At 71.7% G+C, this 17,069-nt stretch carries 9 protein-coding genes; 6 read left to right on the top strand and 3 right to left on the bottom strand.

Going from position 1 to position 17,069, the window contains the following annotated elements; translation table 11 throughout:
- Nucleotides 1-2: 2 nt before the first annotated feature.
- Nucleotides 3-449, bottom strand: coding sequence for a 50S ribosomal protein L13 (rplM, locus tag EHF32_RS15590; RefSeq protein ID WP_137419039.1), 447 nt, complete (start codon nucleotides 447-449; stop codon nucleotides 3-5).
- Between the two features lie 235 nt (nucleotides 450-684).
- On the opposite strand from rplM, the gene EHF32_RS15585 reads away from it, so the two are divergent.
- From EHF32_RS15585 to EHF32_RS15575, 3 genes are all read left to right on the top strand, one after another.
- Nucleotides 685-1,263 carry an ArsR/SmtB family transcription factor gene (locus EHF32_RS15585; RefSeq protein ID WP_137419038.1) on the top strand — a complete coding sequence of 193 codons (579 nt, stop codon included), beginning with the start codon at nucleotides 685-687 and terminating at the stop codon, nucleotides 1,261-1,263.
- On the top strand, nucleotides 1,260-2,492 hold the full coding sequence (locus EHF32_RS15580) for an MFS transporter (protein ID WP_137419037.1): 1,233 nt from the start codon (nucleotides 1,260-1,262) through the stop codon (nucleotides 2,490-2,492). Before EHF32_RS15585 ends, EHF32_RS15580 begins: the two co-directional genes overlap by 4 nt.
- 76 nt (nucleotides 2,493-2,568) lie before the next feature.
- Entirely contained in the window at nucleotides 2,569-3,876 is a 1,308-nt protein-coding gene (locus EHF32_RS15575; RefSeq protein ID WP_137419036.1) for an MFS transporter, read from the top strand.
- Here the strand turns inward: EHF32_RS15575 and EHF32_RS15570 are convergent.
- Together EHF32_RS15570 and EHF32_RS15565 are read right to left on the bottom strand one after the other, a co-directional pair.
- Complete coding sequence (locus EHF32_RS15570; RefSeq protein WP_137419035.1) at nucleotides 3,812-6,355, bottom strand: LuxR C-terminal-related transcriptional regulator; 2,544 nt, start codon at nucleotides 6,353-6,355, stop codon at nucleotides 3,812-3,814. The two genes, EHF32_RS15575 and EHF32_RS15570, sit on opposite strands and share 65 nt — an antisense overlap.
- Before the next feature lie 210 nt (nucleotides 6,356-6,565).
- A complete protein-coding gene (locus tag EHF32_RS15565; RefSeq protein ID WP_137419034.1) occupies nucleotides 6,566-13,429 on the bottom strand; it encodes an SdrD B-like domain-containing protein in 6,864 nt (2,287 codons plus the stop codon).
- A 199-nt stretch (nucleotides 13,430-13,628) separates the two neighbouring features.
- On the opposite strand from EHF32_RS15565, the gene EHF32_RS15560 reads away from it, so the two are divergent.
- The 3 genes from EHF32_RS15560 to EHF32_RS15555 are packed head-to-tail and all read left to right on the top strand — an operon-like array spanning nucleotide 13,629 to nucleotide 16,890.
- Entirely contained in the window at nucleotides 13,629-14,936 is a 1,308-nt protein-coding gene (locus EHF32_RS15560) for a right-handed parallel beta-helix repeat-containing protein (RefSeq protein WP_137419033.1), read from the top strand.
- Nucleotides 14,933-15,709 (top strand): hypothetical protein, encoded by a 777-nt coding sequence (locus EHF32_RS15845; protein ID WP_161594146.1) that lies wholly within the window; start codon nucleotides 14,933-14,935, stop codon nucleotides 15,707-15,709. Before EHF32_RS15560 ends, EHF32_RS15845 begins: the two co-directional genes overlap by 4 nt.
- Complete coding sequence (locus EHF32_RS15555; RefSeq protein WP_161594145.1) at nucleotides 15,706-16,890, top strand: Dyp-type peroxidase; 1,185 nt, start codon at nucleotides 15,706-15,708, stop codon at nucleotides 16,888-16,890. Before EHF32_RS15845 ends, EHF32_RS15555 begins: the two co-directional genes overlap by 4 nt.
- Nucleotides 16,891-17,069 lie beyond the last annotated feature (179 nt).

Here is a 17,069-nt window from a genome sequence, read left to right as displayed (position 1 = left end):
GCTTACTGGGCGACCTGGTCGAAGGCGTAAGCCGTGGGCTGCTGCGCGGCGTGCGGGTGCTCCGCACCGCGGTAGACCTTCAGCTTCGAGAGCTGCTGGCGGCCCAGGCTGTTCTTGGGGAGCATGCCGCGAATGGCCTTCTCCACGGCGCGGACGGGGTTCTTCTCGAGCAGCTCCGAGTAGGTGACGGACTTGAGGCCGCCCGGGTAACCGGAGTGGCGGTACGCCTTCTTCTGCTCGAGCTTCTGCCCGGTGAGGGCCACCTTGTCGGCGTTGATGACGATGACGAAGTCACCGGTGTCGACGTGGTTGGCGAAGGTGGGCTTGTGCTTGCCGCGGAGGAGGGTGGCCGCGTGCGAGGCGAGGCGTCCGAGGACGACGTCGGTCGCGTCGATGACCAGCCACTCACGCTGGATCTCGCCAGCCTTGGGGGTGAAAGTGCGCGTCACGTTAGTGCTGCTTTCTTGATCGAACGGAGAGGTTCGTGAATCCCGCTCCGGGGTGCTTCTCACGAGAAGACGCCAGTGGAGGGCTCACGTTCGCGGCGCCGACCAGCAGGGATGCGGCACCAAACGAGAAGCCTAGCACGCCGAAGCCCCCGCCCCCGCATCCGACGCTCTTCGCAGCTGTCGGGTTAATGCACAGAAGTTGTGCAAAGGAACTGTGTATGGCTAGAGTCGCGGCATGGACGAGCCCCGCACCGACAGCACCATCCGCCTCGACAGTCGCGCCGTGCGCGCGCTCGCCCATCCGTTGCGATCGCGCATCCTGAGCCGTCTGCGCACCCACGGCCCCGCCACGGCGACCGAGCTCGCGAGCGCACTCGGCACCAACTCGGGCGCGACCAGCTACCACCTGCGCGCCCTCGGCGAGGTGGGACTCGTGACCGACACCGGAGAGGGCGAGGGACGCCGCCGCGAGTGGCGCGCGGCGAGCGAGCGTCACTCCTGGGTCGATTCCGACTTCGCCGGCGATGAGGACGCCCGGACCGCACTGGCATGGCTGAGCCGCGACTACGTGCGTCAGTTCGCGGCGGGTGCCGAGCGCTGGTTGGATGCGGCCGAGCACTGGCCCGCGGAATGGGTCGACGTGCTGGGCCTGTCCGACGGCTTCCTGACCGTGACGCCCGAGCAGACCGCCGCCTTCTCCGCCGAGCTGGCGGAGCTCATGGCGCGCTACCGCGATGCGGGTGCAGCAGACCCGCGGGCACGCCGCATCCACGTCACCTCGTTCGCGAGGCCCCTCGACCTGGACGACGCGTGATCGACGCCGCCGGCGCACAGCGCCGGCTGCTGTGGCTGACCGCGCTGCGCTGGCTGCCGGTCGGAGTGACGTTCGGACTCACCGCGCTCCTTCCGCTGGAGCGCGGTCTCAGCCTCGTCGAGGTCGGCGCGATCCTGTCGCTGCAAGGGATCGTCGCGCTCGTCCTGGAGCTGCCGACCGGCGGACTCGCCGACACGCTGGGGCGCCGTCCGGTGCTGCTGATCGCCGCGCTGATCGGGCTCGCGTCGACCGTGCTGTTCGTGCTCGCGCAGGATGTGGCGGCCTTCGCCGTCGCGATGCTCCTGCAGGGCGTGTTCCGCACGCTCGACTCCGGCCCGCTCGAGGCCTGGTACGTCGACGCGGCGCACACCGCCGATCCCGACGCCCCCGTGGAGCAGGGGCTCGCCCGCGCCGCCACGGTGCTCGGCGTCTCGATCGCGGCGGGAGCGCTCGGCGGCGGACTGCTCGTGGCGTGGGCACCGCTTCCCGGCAGCTCCGCACTCGTGCTGCCGTTCCTCGTGAGTCTCGCGCTGTCCGCCCTGAGCGTCGTCGTCACGGCGGTCCTCGTCGTCGAGCCGGCACGCCCCCGCCGACGGGTGCGCGGCCCGGCCGCCGGCACATCGGGACTGCTCGGGGCGCTGCGCCTGGTCCGCCGATCCCCCGTCCTACGGGCGCTGCTGGCGGTGGAGGTCTTCTGGGCCGTCGCGATGGTCGCGTTCGAGACCCTCACACCGGTGCGGCTGGCGGAACTCGCCGGCGGCGAGGATGCGGCGGGCGCACTGTTCGGGCCCGCATCCGCCGCCGCCTGGGGACTCTTCGCTCTCGGCTCGCTCGTGGCGGGGCGTGCGGCCAGGCGATGGGGCGTGGCGGTCACCGCGGCGCTCGCCCGCATCCTGAACGGCGCGTTCGTGGTGGTCATGGGCGTCGTCGCGGGGCCCGTGGGCCTGCTCGCCGCGTACGGCGCCGCGTACCTGTCGCACGGAGCCGCCAGCCCCATGCACAACACGCTGCTGCACCGCCAGGCCGACACGGGCACGCGGGCCAGCGTGCTCTCCGCCAACGCGATGGTCTCCGGCGGTGTCTACAGCGCGGGCCTGCTCGCCCTGACCGTGCTGGCCGAGCACACCGGTACGGGCATCGCCTTCGCGGTCGCAGGCGCCTTCAGCGTGTTCGGTGCGCTCTGTTATCTGCCGGCCTGGCGGGCCGAGCGCGCGGCCGGCCGAACGTGAGAGCCGGGGACTCTGCGTCCACAGATCGACCCCGGCGCGGCCCGGGCACGCGGCCATTCCGTAACGTAAGGCTGTGATGCCCGACGCCGTCGCCCCCGTTCGCGCGTTGCGCACCGTCCCCTTCCTCGCCGCCGTCAACCTCTCCGCTCTCGGAGCGTTGACCGCTCCGGCGGTCGTGGGACTCCCGGTGCGGGTGGCGGCGCTGGTGCCCGCCGCCGATCGCGCGGGCACGCTCGCCGTGGTCATCGCCGCCGGCGCCCTCGCCGCGATCGTGGCCAACCCGCTCGTCGGGTTCCTCTCGGACCGCACACGAGTCGGGTGGGGCAGGCGACGGCCCTGGATGCTGGCCGGAGCTGTCACCGGGCCGCTGGCGACCTGGTGGCTGCTGGGCGCGGGCGACCTGTTCACCCTCGTGCTCGCGTGGATCGGGATGCAGGTCTGCTACAACGCGGTGCTGGCCACCGCGGCCGCCCAGCTCGCCGACACGGTCGAGGAGAGATGGCGAGCGGGGGCCTCCGGTATCTTCGCGGCGGCCGCCTTCCTCGGCACGGTCCCCCCTCTCGTGATCGCAGCGACCCTCCCGAGCCAGCTGGTGCTCGCCTCGGCGATCATGCCCGCCGCTGCGGTGATCGCGGTCGTCCTGTGCGTCCTGTTCGTCCCGGATGCCGCCGTCGCGACCGTCGGTCCCCCCTCCCGCCCCTCGGGTCGTCCTCGCTTCACCCTCGCCCCCGGCTTCGCCGTCGTGTGGGTGCAGCGGCTCCTCCTGCAATCGGCCTTCTCACTGACCACCGCCTTCACCCTGTACTTCGTCATGGACCGTATGCTGCGCGATCAGGCGTCGGCCACGAGCATCACCTCGCTGTCCACCGTGCTCGGCGGCGGCGCCATCGTCGTCGCCGCCGTCACCATGGGACTGCTCGCCGGTCGCCGCGGCGACTACCGGCCGTTCCTCGCGGCATCCATCGTCGGTCTCATCGCTGCCTCTCTGCTGCGCGCCTTCGCCGCGGAGCCGATCCAGCTGTGGACGAGTGCGCTCGTGGGCGGCCTCGCCATGGGCACCTTCTTCGCCGTCGACTTCGCCCTCGCGCTGCGCACGATCCCCGCCGAACGCACGGGCGCCTACCTCGGGATCCTCAATGCGACCGAGACCATCCCCCAGGTCGTCGGCCCGCTGGCGGCTGCGGCGCTGCTCGCCACGGGCGGCGATGCACTCGGCGGGCGCGGCGGCAACTACGTCGCCCTCTACGTGACCGCGGCGGCGGTGGCGCTCCTCGCGCTGGTGCTGCTGCGCCTCGTCGCTTCGTACGCGCGCCGCCCCGTCAGTGCTCCGACCCCGGCAGATCCAGCGCCGCGAGCGCACGAAGGGCGTCGACACGCGAGCTGACACCGAGCTTGCGGTAGAGACTGCGCAGCTGGGATTTCACGGTGTTCGGCGAGACGACCAACGCCGCCGCGATCTCGGCGACCGTTTCGCTGCGGGTCAGCTCGTCGGCCACCGCGATCTCGCGAGGCGTCAGCTGCACACGACGACGAGTAGCCGGGATCATGCCGATCCGCCCGGCACGCGCGATCAGCTGCTGCACATCGGGATCGCCCGCGACCTCTGCGATGGCCTCGAGCGCGTTGGCCGGCACCATCGCCAGCGGCACCAGCAGGGCGCGCTGTTCGAGCACCACCGCGAGACGATCCAGCATCCGCCGGGCCCCGTCCGGATCGGTGCCGCCCAGCGCGAGCGCGCCGACGGTGAGCGCGAGGTGCTCCGACTCGATGCGAGCGGATGCGGCCATGCCCGCCGAGGCCTGCAGCACGCGCACGGCACCCTCCACGTCGCCGGCGGCCAGCGCGATGCGTCCCAGGCTCACGCCGCGCCGCACGGGATCCTTGTCCTTCGCCACGACCCGCTCCGCCCCGGCGGCATCTCCCGCCGCGAGCAGCACGAGAGCGCGCGTGTGGCGCAGCCTGCTGAGCGTCAGCTCGGACGTCGCGTGACGCGCCTGCTGGGTGCGCAGAGCGTTCGCGAGCACGGCGTGCGCCGAACCCACCCGCCCGCGCGCCAGGGCGATGAGCACGTCCAGGTGCGTCAGCAGCGGCCAGTGCTCGATCGTCGCACGGTGCGCGTCCAGAATGCGGATCGCGGCGTCCGCCGCATCCGGATCACCGCCTTCGAGGGCGGAGAAGCCGCGCGCGAGTTGGAGGAAGCTCCCCGGATAACCGTCGACCCAGCGCTCGGGCCATGCGCGCGAGAGCGCTTCGTCAATCACCTCTCGCGACTCGCCGACCTCGCCGGTCACGGCGAGCGTCCCGGCGGTCAGCGCCAGTCCCTGCAGCCCCGCGAACAGGCCCTTCGCGTCGCTGACGGCTGTCGAACGGCGGAAGCAGTCGAGCGCATCGGCGGTGAGGCCCCCGTAGAACAGCGACGTGCCGATCTGGTTGTACACGGTGGGCTCATTGCGGCCCAGCCGGTCCCGTTCGGCCGCGTCCATCTCCTGCAGTGCGCGGTAGCCGTCGCGGGCGGCGGCGAGCGCACCGGAGCGCCCGGAGACACGGTAGGACGTCGTCTCGATCGCCCTGAGCAGCACGCGGTCGGCGGGCGGCGCGCTGGCCCGCTGCATCCTGGCTCCGTAGATGGCCAGGCCGAAGTACTCGAGCGCGCGCAGACGCTGGGTGCCACTCGCATTCGCGACGATCGCCAGCACCATCGCCACGAGCGGCCGGGTACGCAACGCCAGCAGCGGTACGTGAGCGAACAGCTCCGTCAGACGACCGCGGTACGTGAGCAGCTCGTTCCAATGCCGCCGCAGGACCTCGTCCACGAGCGATGCATCGTCGATCTCCGCCGCGCGTCGCAACGCCGAGAACGCCAAGCCCCGCTCGAGCTCCCAGCGCGCGACCCGTCGGATGATCTCGCGCACCTCGGGTCGCGAACGCTCCCGACGCAGACTCTCCTCCGCGGCCAGACGGAGGAACGGCGAGAAGACGAACACGGCGGTGGAGTCTCTCGGGCCGGGTGTCTCCCAGGAGCCGAGCCCCTCCGCCTCCGCCGTCTCGAGGAGTCGCAGTGCGTCGGATCGGCCGGAGATCGCCTCGGCCAGGCGCACGTCGAGCGCATCGGCGACGGCGACCGTCTCGAGGAACGCCACGAACGCATCGTCCCAGTTCCCGCCCCGCAATCGCAGCAGGGACCGGGCGGCCTGTTCGACGTTGGCCCCTGAGGCACCGACGTCGCCGAGCGTGAGCATGCGGGCGAGGGCGGGCACGCCGCCGCCCGCGACGATCTGGTCCGCGGCCTGGGAGTCGCCGGTGAGCTCGAGCGCCTCGGATGCGGTCAACGACAGCTCTCCCCTGCCCACGATGACGGCGTCGACGAGGACCGCGAGGCTCGGTTCGGTGAAGAGGGAGGCGCGACGGACCGTGACGCGCACGAGCAGCTCGGGGACGTCCGCGAGGAGGTCGATGAGGCCTCGGACGGTGGCGTCGGAGAGCCGGTCCCCATCATCGAGGGCGACCACGATCAGGCCGGGCCGGCGCCGGAGCCCGCGAGCGAGCAGACCCCACGGATCGTCGTCGACGGCGAGGGTCTCCGCGGCCGTGCGGAGCGGGTTCCCGTCGTCGAGCAGCCCGGCATCCACGAGCTGCGCGGCGAGCTGCTGGACGAAGGGTCGCGGCTCACCGCCGCCGTCGCGCACCCGCATCCAGACGCCGCGGTGCGCGGTGCCGCGCGCCCACTGCGCCATCGCAACCGTCTTGCCGTACCCCATGGGGGCGTGCAGGATGACCAGCGGAGCGGCGTCGTCGAGCGCGGCCACCAGTCGGGCTCGCGCGAGGACGCCGACGCCGGCGCGCGGCACAGCGGACAGGCTCATCGGGTCGTCTCCGGCGACGTGCCCGGGTGTCGAGCACCCCGCCGCCGACTCCACCCTACGACGCCACCCGGACGTCGGCCCGATACGGCGGACGGCGGCACGCCGATGCCTCCGTCCGCATCAGCGGACAGGGGCGGGCGTGCGCTCACCGAGTGCGGCATGTCGGCTCCGCGTCGCCACCCCGCACGTGACGGAGTGGCGACGCGGGGATCAGGCGCCGGCCCGGCGTCGTCCTCGTCCGACCAGCACGACCATCAGGCCGATCGTCATGAGCAGCAGTGCCGCGAGCACCGCACCCGTGATCGACAGGGTCAGTCCCGTCACCGCCAGCGCTTCGGGTGCGTAGGCGTGGAACGGATCGCTGTCGGTCAGTCGCACGGGGGCTCCCGACGCATCGGTCACCGGGACGGGCTTGCCCGACCCGTCGACCTGCGGCTGCCCGGTCGGCACGCCGTCGCTGTCGGTGGCAGGCACGAGGGGAGTTGCGCCGACGCTGACCGTGTCCGCGTGGGTGACGCCCTCGCCGAGGCGCAGCGTCCCCTCTGCGAAGAAGGACGCACCGGGCGGGATCATCCCGTGCCAGGTCCCGCTCGCGACGAAGTCGTACGCCGCCGGCCCGCCGAACGCCGACAGGTCGGCGGTCCAGCGCTCCACGTCGGGACCGGTCGCGGTGACGTCGGTCAGGTCGATCGCGGTCAGCCACGTCGAACCCGTGTTCGTGACCACCCAACGCACCTTGTGCTCGCTGCCCGCCTTGTACTTCACGGCGTGAGCGCGATCGTTCGCGTCCTGGGCGTCGTCGACGAGGGGCTTCGTGGGCACCACCCAGTCTCCCGAGGCGTCCTTCACCGCGGGATCGGCCTTGTCACCGTCGTACTTGATGACCTGGATGCCGGACGTGAACGCGTTGTAGTCGTCACGATCCGTGACCGGGATGCCGCTGGCGACGCCCTCGGCCTCGACCACCGCGCGGTCGACATGAGACTCTCCCCCGTCGAGCGTGAGGGTCGCGGATCCCGTGATGACCTCACCCGGGCGCCAGACCGCATCGCCCGAGAACGTCTGCTCCCAGCGCGCGCTCCAGCCGGAGTCCTGCTGGGTGGCAGGCAGCGTCGAGCCGTCGGGCAGCGTCCACACGAGGGACTGGATCCCGGCGCCCGAGAGGTTCTCGTCGCTCAGCACCACGCGGTGCAGATCCTCATCGCCCGTGTTGGTGACGGTCAGCACGATCGTGCGGGTCTCGCCGTTCTCGTAGTTCTGGCCGTCGGCCATCGTGTCCGCGTCGTTCGCGATCGTCGTACCCTCGCCGTCACCCTTTTCGATGTCGACATAGGGGCCGACACCCGTACGGGCGTGGAAGGGATCGTCATCGGTCAGCACGAACGGGACGCGCTGGGTCGGATCCGACGGGTCGGGCACGGTGGCGCGCACGGCGTCTCCGTCCACGATCAGCGGCTGGCCGTTCGGGGTCACCCCGTCGGCGGAGACCGCGGGGACGACGACGGTACCGGCGACGTCGACCGTGTCCGCGTGGGACTGCTCGGCGGGCAGGGTCAGGGTTCCCTGCGCGAAGAACGAGGCTCCGGGCGGCAGCAGGCCCCGCCACGGACCGCTCTCGGCGAACGAGTAGTCCGCCGGTCCGCCGAACGCCGACAGGTCGGCTGTCCAGTCGGAACCGATGGCGGGACCCGCATCCGTCGTGTCCGTCAGAGTGATGTCGGTCATCCAGGTCGTGCCGGCGTTCGTGACCACCCAGCGCACCGGCTCGGCCACACCGACCGGGTATTCGACGGCGTGGTCGGCGTCGTTCGCGTCCTGCGCGGGATCCGCGAGGGGCTTGGCGGGCGTGACCCACGCTCCCGCGTCGTCGGTGATGGCCGGGTCGGGCTTGTTGCCGTCGTACTTGATCACCTGGATCGCACCCGTGAACGCGTTGTAGTCGTTCGAGTCCGTGACCGGGATGCCGGAGAGCTGACCGACGGCGTCGACACTCGCGCGGTCCACATGGGCCTCGGAGGCGGTGCCCAGGGTGAGCGATGCCGTGCCGGTGATCACGTCGCCGGGCTGCCATGGCCCTGCCCACGACGCCGACCAGGCACCGGTGGCGGGGTCCTGCGTCGCCGGCAGCGGTGTGCCGTCGGGCAGGGTCCAGCTCATCGAGACCACGGCACCGCCGGCGATCGTGACGTCGCCGAGCTCGACCGAGACGAGGGGCTCGTCACCGGTGTTGGTGGAACGGAACACGATCGTGCGCGTCTCACCGGGCGTGTACGCCTCGCCGTCGGTCATCGTGTCGGCTTCGTGGGCGATGGCCGTCCCCGATCCGTCACCCTTCTGGATGTCGACGATGGGGCCGACCCCGGTCTTGGCGTGGAACGGGTCCTCGTCGGTCACGGTGAAGGGGGTGCCGTCGTCGCGCTTCGCCGTGACCGGCGTGCCGCCGGAGGTGGCGGGCTGATCGGTCGGCTTGCCGTCCGCATCCGCTTCGGGCACCACGACCGTTCCCACCACGGTCACCTGGTCGGCGTGCGTGGTCGATGCCGGCAGCGTCAGCGTGCCCTCGGCGAAGAACGAGGCGCCGGGGGCGAGAAGCCCCTGCCAGTTGCCGTCCTTCGTGAACGAGTAGTCCGCGGGGCCGCCGACGCCGGAGAGGTCCGCCGTCCAGTCGTCGCCCACGGCGGGACCGTCCTGGGTGAGGTCGACCAGCGAGAGGTCGGTCAGCCAGGTGTCACCCGTGTTGGTGACGACCCACCGCACCTTCTGCGGCGTGAGCACCGGGTAGGTGACCGCGGTGTCCTCGGTGTTCGCGTCCTGCGCGGCCGAGAGCAGCGGCTTCGCCGGCACGATCCAGTTGCCGGTCGTGTCCTTCACCGCAGGATCGGGCAGGTTGCCGTCGTACTTGATCACCTGGATCGCCCCCGTGAAGGCGTTGTAGCCGTTCTCGTCGTCGACCGGCTGGCCGGAGAGCGCGCCCTCGGCCGTCACCGTGGCGACGTCCTGGTGCGCGCCGTCACCGACGCCAGGGGTCAGCACGGCCGTACCGACGATCACGTCGCCGACGGCCCACTCGGTCGTGCCCGGCGCGAAGGTGTTGGCCCACTCGGCCGTCCAGACGCCCGTGGCGGCGTCGTAGTCCGCCGCCGTCGTCGATCCGTCGGGGAAGGCGAAGCTCAGCTGGGTCACGGCGCCTCCGGCGACCGTGGCGTCGGTGAGTGCCACCTTGCGCAGCGGCTCGGGACCGGTGTTGACGACGCGGAAGACCACGGAGCGAGACTCGTCCAGACCGTACGCCTGGCCGTCCGTGACGCTGTCGGCCTCGTGGACGATGGCGCCCGTCGCCCGGTCTCCGTCTCCCTTGCGGATCTCGACGGAGGGCGTGACGGTGGTGGGATTGGTCACCACGACGGCGACGGTCGTGGCGTCACCGATCGTGAGGGTGGCCCCGTTCGCAGCGGGGGTGCCGCCGATCGTGAGCGTGGGCGTGCCCCAGGCGGCGCCCGCAGGCAGTCCCGTCGTCGGCGCGACCTCGGTCACGGTCACGACGGTCCCGGTCGGCAGGGCCGGCGAGGTCGCCGTCTCCCCGTCGCGCACGGTGAGGGTGCCGTTACCGCCCGACCAGGTGTAGTCGATGTCGAACGTGGTGTCGGGGTCGAGGAGCGTCGCACCCGGTCCCGTCACGTCCTTCGTCACCGAGAACTGGCCGTTGAGCGGCGTGGTCGGGTTCTGCATGGTGACCTGCGCGGTCGTGCCGTTGCCGATGGTCACCGTCGCGGTGCCGTCGCCGTTGTCCACGACACCCGTTCCGGAGAAGGCAACCGCGCCCCAGGCCACGTCGGGCAGGGTCGGCGGTGTCTTCTCGCGCACCAGAACCGTCGATCCGGTGGGCAGCGCCGCGGGTCCCGTGACGGTCTCGCCGTCGGTGACCTCGGCGAGGTCGATCCAGGTCGTGCCGCCGTCGGTGGAGTACTGCGCGACGAACGCCGTCGCCGCGGGCACCCGCGATTCTCCGGGCCCCGTGACGTCCTTCGTGACCGAGAACGTACCGGTCAGCAGTGTCGAGGGGTTGGTGAGGGTGAGTGCGGTGTCGGTGCCGTCACCGACGGTCACGGTGGCCGTGCCGTCGCCGTTGTCGCCGGAGCTCCACACCGGCGTCGCGAAGGAGACGCTCGGGTCGGCGCCCGTGATGGTGGGTTCGCTCAGTGTCACCACCGTGCCGTAGGGCAGCGGAAGGCTCGTCGCCTTCCAGGCTGCACTCTTCAGCTCGAGCGTCCCACTGCCGGCGGCCGAAGAGTAGGCGACCGTGAAGACGGCGTCCTCGAGCTGGTCCGAGGCCAGCGTGAAGTCGCCCGTGACCTGCTTGGTCACCGTGATCGTGCCCGGCGCGAACAGGGTGTTCGTCACGACGAGCGCGAGGGTCGTGCCGGTGCCCGTGAGCGCACGGTAGCCGTCGGCATCCGCCGCGCCGGCCCCGGTCACCACGTACGACTTGACCTTGGCGTCGCTCTCGGAGAGCTTGATGCGGGTTCCGACGGGCACGGTGAACGTGCCCGAGACCTCACCCGCTTCAAGGGTCACGCTGTTCTGAGTGAGCGGGGGCGAGAGGGATCCGCCGCGGAAGTCGCGTGCGGCGAGATCGATCGTGAACTGCTGTCCGTCGGTCGCGGCGCCGCCCGAGGCGTCGATGTCCTTCTCCACCGTGAACGGAACGTTCGCGATGAAACCGGCGTCGATCGTGTGGTCGTTGAATCCGGCTCCGGCGATCGTCACCGAGGCCACTCCGGATGCGTCCGCGTCGGAGTCGACGGCCGGATCACCGCCCGCGGCGGTCTGCGTGAACGACGCGTCCTGCCAGCGCACGGCGCCGAAGCTCGTCGCGTTGGGTCCGCGCAGGTCCATGGTGCCGGAGGCGGGCTTCACGAAGGTCACCGTGTAGTCGCCGGAGGTGGCGAAGCCGTCGGCGTCGGAGCGGAAGTAGTACTCGCCGTTCTCGTCGGTCACCTTGGTGGCGACCACGGTTCCGGTGCTGTCGCGCAGCTCGACGGTCACGCCCGCGATCGACGGCTCATCGGCGTCCTGGATGCCGTCCTGGTCGGCGTCGAACCACACGCGGTTGCCAATCTCGACCGGCGCCTCCCGCGCAACCAGCGCGACGGCGCCGAGGCCGCCGCCCTTCTGGAACGTCCCGTCGGGCGAGGGTGAGCCGCCGCCGTCGGCGGTCTGCTCGTAGCCGGAGAGCGAGCGGCCGTTGTTCTGGTTGAACCACTGCAGGCCGCCCAAGCGGATGCCGCCGAGCGGGTCGTAGGTCGTCGCGACGACCTCACCGGTACCCCGCATGCCGATGACCGAACCGAGGGTGTTCTCGCGGTGATAGGTACCGCTGCCGAGGTTCTGGCGGTCGTCGTAGAACTCGCGTCCGCCCGGGCCCTCGGGCGTCGCGCCCACGGCCGCGGTGCGCGTGCCCACCACGCCGTTGTTCTCCATGACGAAGCCCGCTCCGCTGGGCGCCGCGATCAGCAGGTCGCCACCGGATGCGGTCTCGTAGGATCCGGTGCTCACCGTGCCCCAGTTGCGGTTGCCGCCCTGGATCGCGGTGCGGTCGAGCAGAGCAAGGCTCAGGTAGCCCTCGTCGTCGAAGTACAGGCTCGACAGGATCGGCTGGGGGTAGATGTGCCAGCCTCCGTTGGGCTCGCTGACCGAGCCCCCCGTCCACGTCCACGTGTCGGTCCACGTGTTCCAGCGCTTCGCCTGCGTGCTGAGCGCGCCCAGTGCGACGTCGCCCTTGGCGTAGCCGAGCGACGAGGAGAGTACCTCGGTCCAGGTGCCGGGCGCGGTTGCGGGCGTGGAGAGCACGTGCAGCGACAGACCCGCGGCGGCGGCCGAGACTCCGGGGCGAGAACCGGACGCGGTCTCGCCGGAGTCGACGTAGCCGACATAGATCGACCCGTTGTGCACCGTGACGGCCCAGGGACGCTGGCCGTCGCCGAGCCCCAGATCCCACGACGTGTAGCCGGTCGGCGTGACGGAGGGATCGGAGACGTCGATCGAGTACAGCTTCTTGTCGTGGAGGTTGATGAAGAACAGCGTCGAGCCGTCGGCCGAGAGGGCGACGCCGCCGACGCCGATCTTTCCGGCCTTCTCGAAGCCGTCCACATCGTGGGTCGCAGTGGTCGCGGAGGTGAGCCCGCGAGCGGCGTTCGTCGCCGCCGTGCCGAGATCGATCCCCAGAGCGGTCAGATCGAGCCACGGGGTGACGGAGCCGGCATCCGAGGGCTTGCCGTCGGCGCCGAGCACGTCGCTGACCCGGTAGACGCCGCCGATGCCGAGCGATCCGAGTCCGCTCTGACGCTTGTACGTCGCGAAGGCGAAGACGCTGTTGGACTGCGGCTGGTAGACGACGCTCGAGACCGCGCCGACCTCGCCGAAGGTCGCGAGGGTCGTGAGATTCGCGAATCCGGACGGCTGCGCGCCCCGGTAGCTCGCCTCGTACGGCAGCGCCGTGATGGCTGCGCCGTTGATGGCCGCCGGGGAGCCGCCCTGCGCCGTCGTCGGGGTGCCCGCCCGCTGGATGGAGGTGACGATCGGCGCCTTGGCCTGCGAGTAGTCGCCGGGCTGGTTGAGGGCGAAGTCGATGCCGGACTGTCCGACCTTCGCAAACTGCACGCTCGTGCCGTTCGTGCCCGCGGCGCTCGTGCCACTCGGCTCGTACGCGGTGGGCCAGTCGGAGAACTCGACGCGCACGTCGGAGCTCAGCGCGTCCGATGCGTCGATCGCGTAGGTGCCGTCCGCAGCGGAGGTCGTCGTGCCCAGCACCGTGCCGGCACCGTCGACGACGGTGACCGTCACACCAGCGAGCCCGCGGTCGTTCGCCTGCCCCGTTCCCGCGGCGTTACCGGTGTCGAAGAAGCCGTTGCCGTTGAAGTCGCGGAAGACGGTTCCACGCACCTCGTCCTGCGGCGCAGCGGATGCGGGTGCCGCGGCGGCGAGGCCTGCGCCGGTGAGGGCGAGCGTCCAGGCCATCGCCGCGCCGAGCAGGCGCCGGCGAGCGTGTCTAGGGCGGGCAAGGGCAGTGGGCATGACGATCCTCCGGCGGACTCTTGGGCGGTCTCGGGCGGGCGTGCGAGAACAAGGGAAGTCCTCCCTCGGGCAGGAAGGACATCTCAGACTCCCGTTCGGACGGATCGTCCAGCCGGGTGAGCCGGGTATTTCACCCGCCCTTTCACCCGCATCCGATGCCGACGCAGGCACCTGCGTCGTGCACGGTTAGTATCCGGTCATGCCTGCTTCCTCGAGGGGCCGTCTCGCGGCCGCTCTCGCTGCCCTCGCCCTGGCCGCATCCGCCCTCGCCGCGTGCGCCGCCGAACCCGCGACGCTTCAGACGGTCGCCGTGCCGGCGGATGCGTCCACGATCTCCGAGGCCGTGGCGCGGGTCGCCGAGGGTGGCCTCATCCTCGTCTCGCCGGGCGTCTATCCCGAGCAGGTCCTCGTCGACAAGCCGGGGGTGACCGTGCGCGGGCTCGACCGCAACGACACCGTCGTCGACGGGGAGGGGCAGCGCCCCTACGGCATCGTCGCGATCGCCGACGGCGTGAGCATCGAGAACCTGACGGTCACGGGTGCGACCTTCTACGGCGTGCTGGTCACGGGACTCCACGACGAGAACGGGCCCACCGCGCACGGCGGCGGCGGATACACGCACCTGGACCCGGAGAAGTTCCCCCCGGTGCAGCGCTTCTTGATCGACCACGTCACCGCCTACAACAACGGCCTGTACGGGCTCTACGCCTTCGACGCCCAGCACGGTGTCATCTCCAACTCCTACGCGTCCGGCTCCGCCGACAGCGGGATCTACGTCGGTCAGTGCCGGGACTGCGACATCACCGTCAGGGACAACATCGCCGAGAACAACGCCGTCGGCTTCGAGAACGCGAACGCCTCCGACAGCGTGTACATCGTGGGCAACCGCTTCAGCCGCAACCGCGTCGGTCTGACGCTGATCTCCAACTACCAGGAGGCCTTCGTCCCGCAGGCGGGCAACACCGTCGTCGGCAACCTCGTCTCGGACAACGTCGAACCCACCTCCCCCGTGCAGGCAGACGGCGGGTTCGGGATCGGGATCGGGATCAGCGGGGGCACGGACAACGACATCCGCGACAACCGCATCACCGGCAACGCGCGCGCGGGCATCCTGCTGGCGGGCACCGAGGATCTGCGCGCGCAGGGCAACGTCTTCACAGGCAACGCCTTCGAGGCCAACGGCGTCGACACCGCGAACATCTCGGGTCCGCGCGCGCCCGCACAGGGAAACTGCGTGGATCCCGCCGCTGTCACAGTGCTGCCCGCGACCCTCGCCGCGGACTGCGCGAGCGGCGTGGACCAGCCCGCCGCGGCGTCGGCGGAGCTGCCCGCATCCGTCGCTCCGCCCGGCGTCAGCTTCCGCGCCGTGCCGCCGCCCCCGCCGCAGCCTCAGCTTCCCGACCCCGACGCCCCCGCGCGCTCGCTCCCCGCCTCCCTCGGCGCCCCCGACCTCAGCCGCTATACACTTCCGGCGGCCGATCTGCTCGCCGCCGGGGCTCGCGGATGAGACGCCGGCTCACCGCCGCACTGGTGGTCGCCGCCGCAGCCATCGCGACCCTCACCGGATGCACCGCGGCAGCCTCCGACGACTTCGCCGCCGACGACGCGCGCCCGCTCACGAGCGAGGAGGCACAGGACCTCGCGACGATGCGGCTGCGAAACCAGGACACCGGCGCCCGCGCGATCTCGTTCTCGCTCACCGAGAAGGGCAGCGAGTCGCACTTCGACGGCTGGTACGACTACGCCACGGTCATCGGCTATGGGCGATGGCAGAGCGTCGATCCGCAGCTGCTGCTGTGGAACACGCAGGTCGCGGGCACGCATCCGGCTTCGACCGCGACCCCGGAGGCCGGCGACAGCCCCGCGCCGCTACCCATCCCCGACGCCGATCAACTCGACACGGCGTGGGCGGGCGGGGCACTGGATCCCAGCGGTTCCCGCCGCGACGCCCTCCTGTCGGTCATCGCGCAGCTCGGCGCCGATCGCCCGGACAATCCGCTGCTGCTGCAGCAGGGCGGAGCGCTCTGGCTCGGCACGCGAGAGGTCGACGGTGAGACGCTGACGGTCTACGCGGGACCCGAGAGCGATCAGGTCGCCGCGACACCCGCGGCCGACCCCGCCGCAGCCACCGTCCGCTACTGGCTCGACAGCACGTCGCTCCTGCGCCGGCTCGATGTGCGCCTCGGTGGAGCCACGGAGTGGACGACCGTCACGTTCGCGGATGCCGACGGCGTCTCGCTCCCCGACGTGTTCACCGCGGCGGCGGGAACGACGCCGTGAGCGAGACACCCGCATCCGGGATCAGCCGGCGCGCGCTGCTGCTGGGCGGCGGCATCGGAATCGGCGGCGCGGCACTCGGCGCCGCGGGCGGGTGGGCGCTCGCGCAGAGCGCGGCGCCCGTTCCCGATGCTGCTCCGACGGCCGGAACCGCGACCGTTCCCTCGCGGGGGCGCACGCAGGCGGGCATCGCTCGTCCGGCTACGCCGCAGCGCAACGGACTGGTGGTCGTCGCCGACACCCCCGAGATCACCACGGCGGACGGGGTGCTCGCGATGCTGGCATCGCTCGGCGACCGCATCGACGCGCTCACCGATCCCGCAGCCACCGAGCGCGTCGTGCTGCCGGACGGCCCCGGCGACCTGACGATCACGGTCGGCATCGGTCCTCGACTGGTCGCCGCGATCGACACGTCGCTTCCGGGAGCGGCGACGCTCCCGCGCTTCGCGAGCGACGCGTCACTGTCCGACGACATGCGCGGCGGGGACCTGCTGATCTCGGCCTATGCGTCGGATGCGGGTGCACTGCACGCGAGCATCGCCGATGTCCTCGCCGCCGCAGGTGGCGCCGTCCGGCGGTGGACGCAGCCCTGCGTCCGAGGCGCCGGCGAGGGCACCATCGTGCGCAATCCGCTCGGGTACCACGACGGGATCATCGTGCCGCACACAGGCGACGAGCTCGACGAGAACGTCTGGATCGCCGACGGCCCGGCAGCCGGAGGGACGATCGCGGTCATCCGGCGCCTCCGACTCGACACCGCCGGGTTCGGCGCACTGCCGGGCGAGCGGCAGGATGCGGTCGTCGGCCGCGTGCGCGCCACGGGCGATCCCCTGTCCGGCGGTGGCCCCACGGCCGAGGCGGACCTGACGGCGAAGAGCCCGGACGGCAGCTATCTCGTGCCGTCGCGCTCGCACGTGCGCGCGGCCCACCCCTCGTTCACGGGCAGCCGGCTCATGCTCCGGCGCGGGTACGCGTACAGCAATGCCGCAGGCCCTGGGCAGGAGCCCGACGACGGCCTGCTGTTCATGTGCTTCCAGCGGGAGCTCGACGACTTCGTGCGCACTCAGCGTCGCCTCGACGAGACGGACGATCTGATGACGTTCGCCACGCCGACCGCATCCGCGTCGTTCCTCATCGTTCCGGGGCGGACGGACGGCGCCCTCGGCGCGAGCCTCGGTCGCTGAGAGCCCGGGCCTGGGTCGCTGAGCGTCAGAGCGGAAGGGTGCCGCGCATGACGGCGATCGCGCAGAGCAGGACGCTCGCCGCGAGGACGAGGGTCAGACCGAGCATGGCCAGGCGCACAGCGGCGCGGGAGGAGCGGGGCATGGGGGCCTCCGGGCGGTGAGGGTGCGGCGCTGTCGGA

It is taken from the genome of Microbacterium sp. RG1 (assembly GCF_005347485.1).
Taxonomy (GTDB): Bacteria; Actinomycetota; Actinomycetes; order Actinomycetales; family Microbacteriaceae; genus Microbacterium; species Microbacterium binotii_A.
Note: the sequence above shows the minus strand (reverse complement) of the source record. Positions and strands in the feature narration are given on the sequence as shown.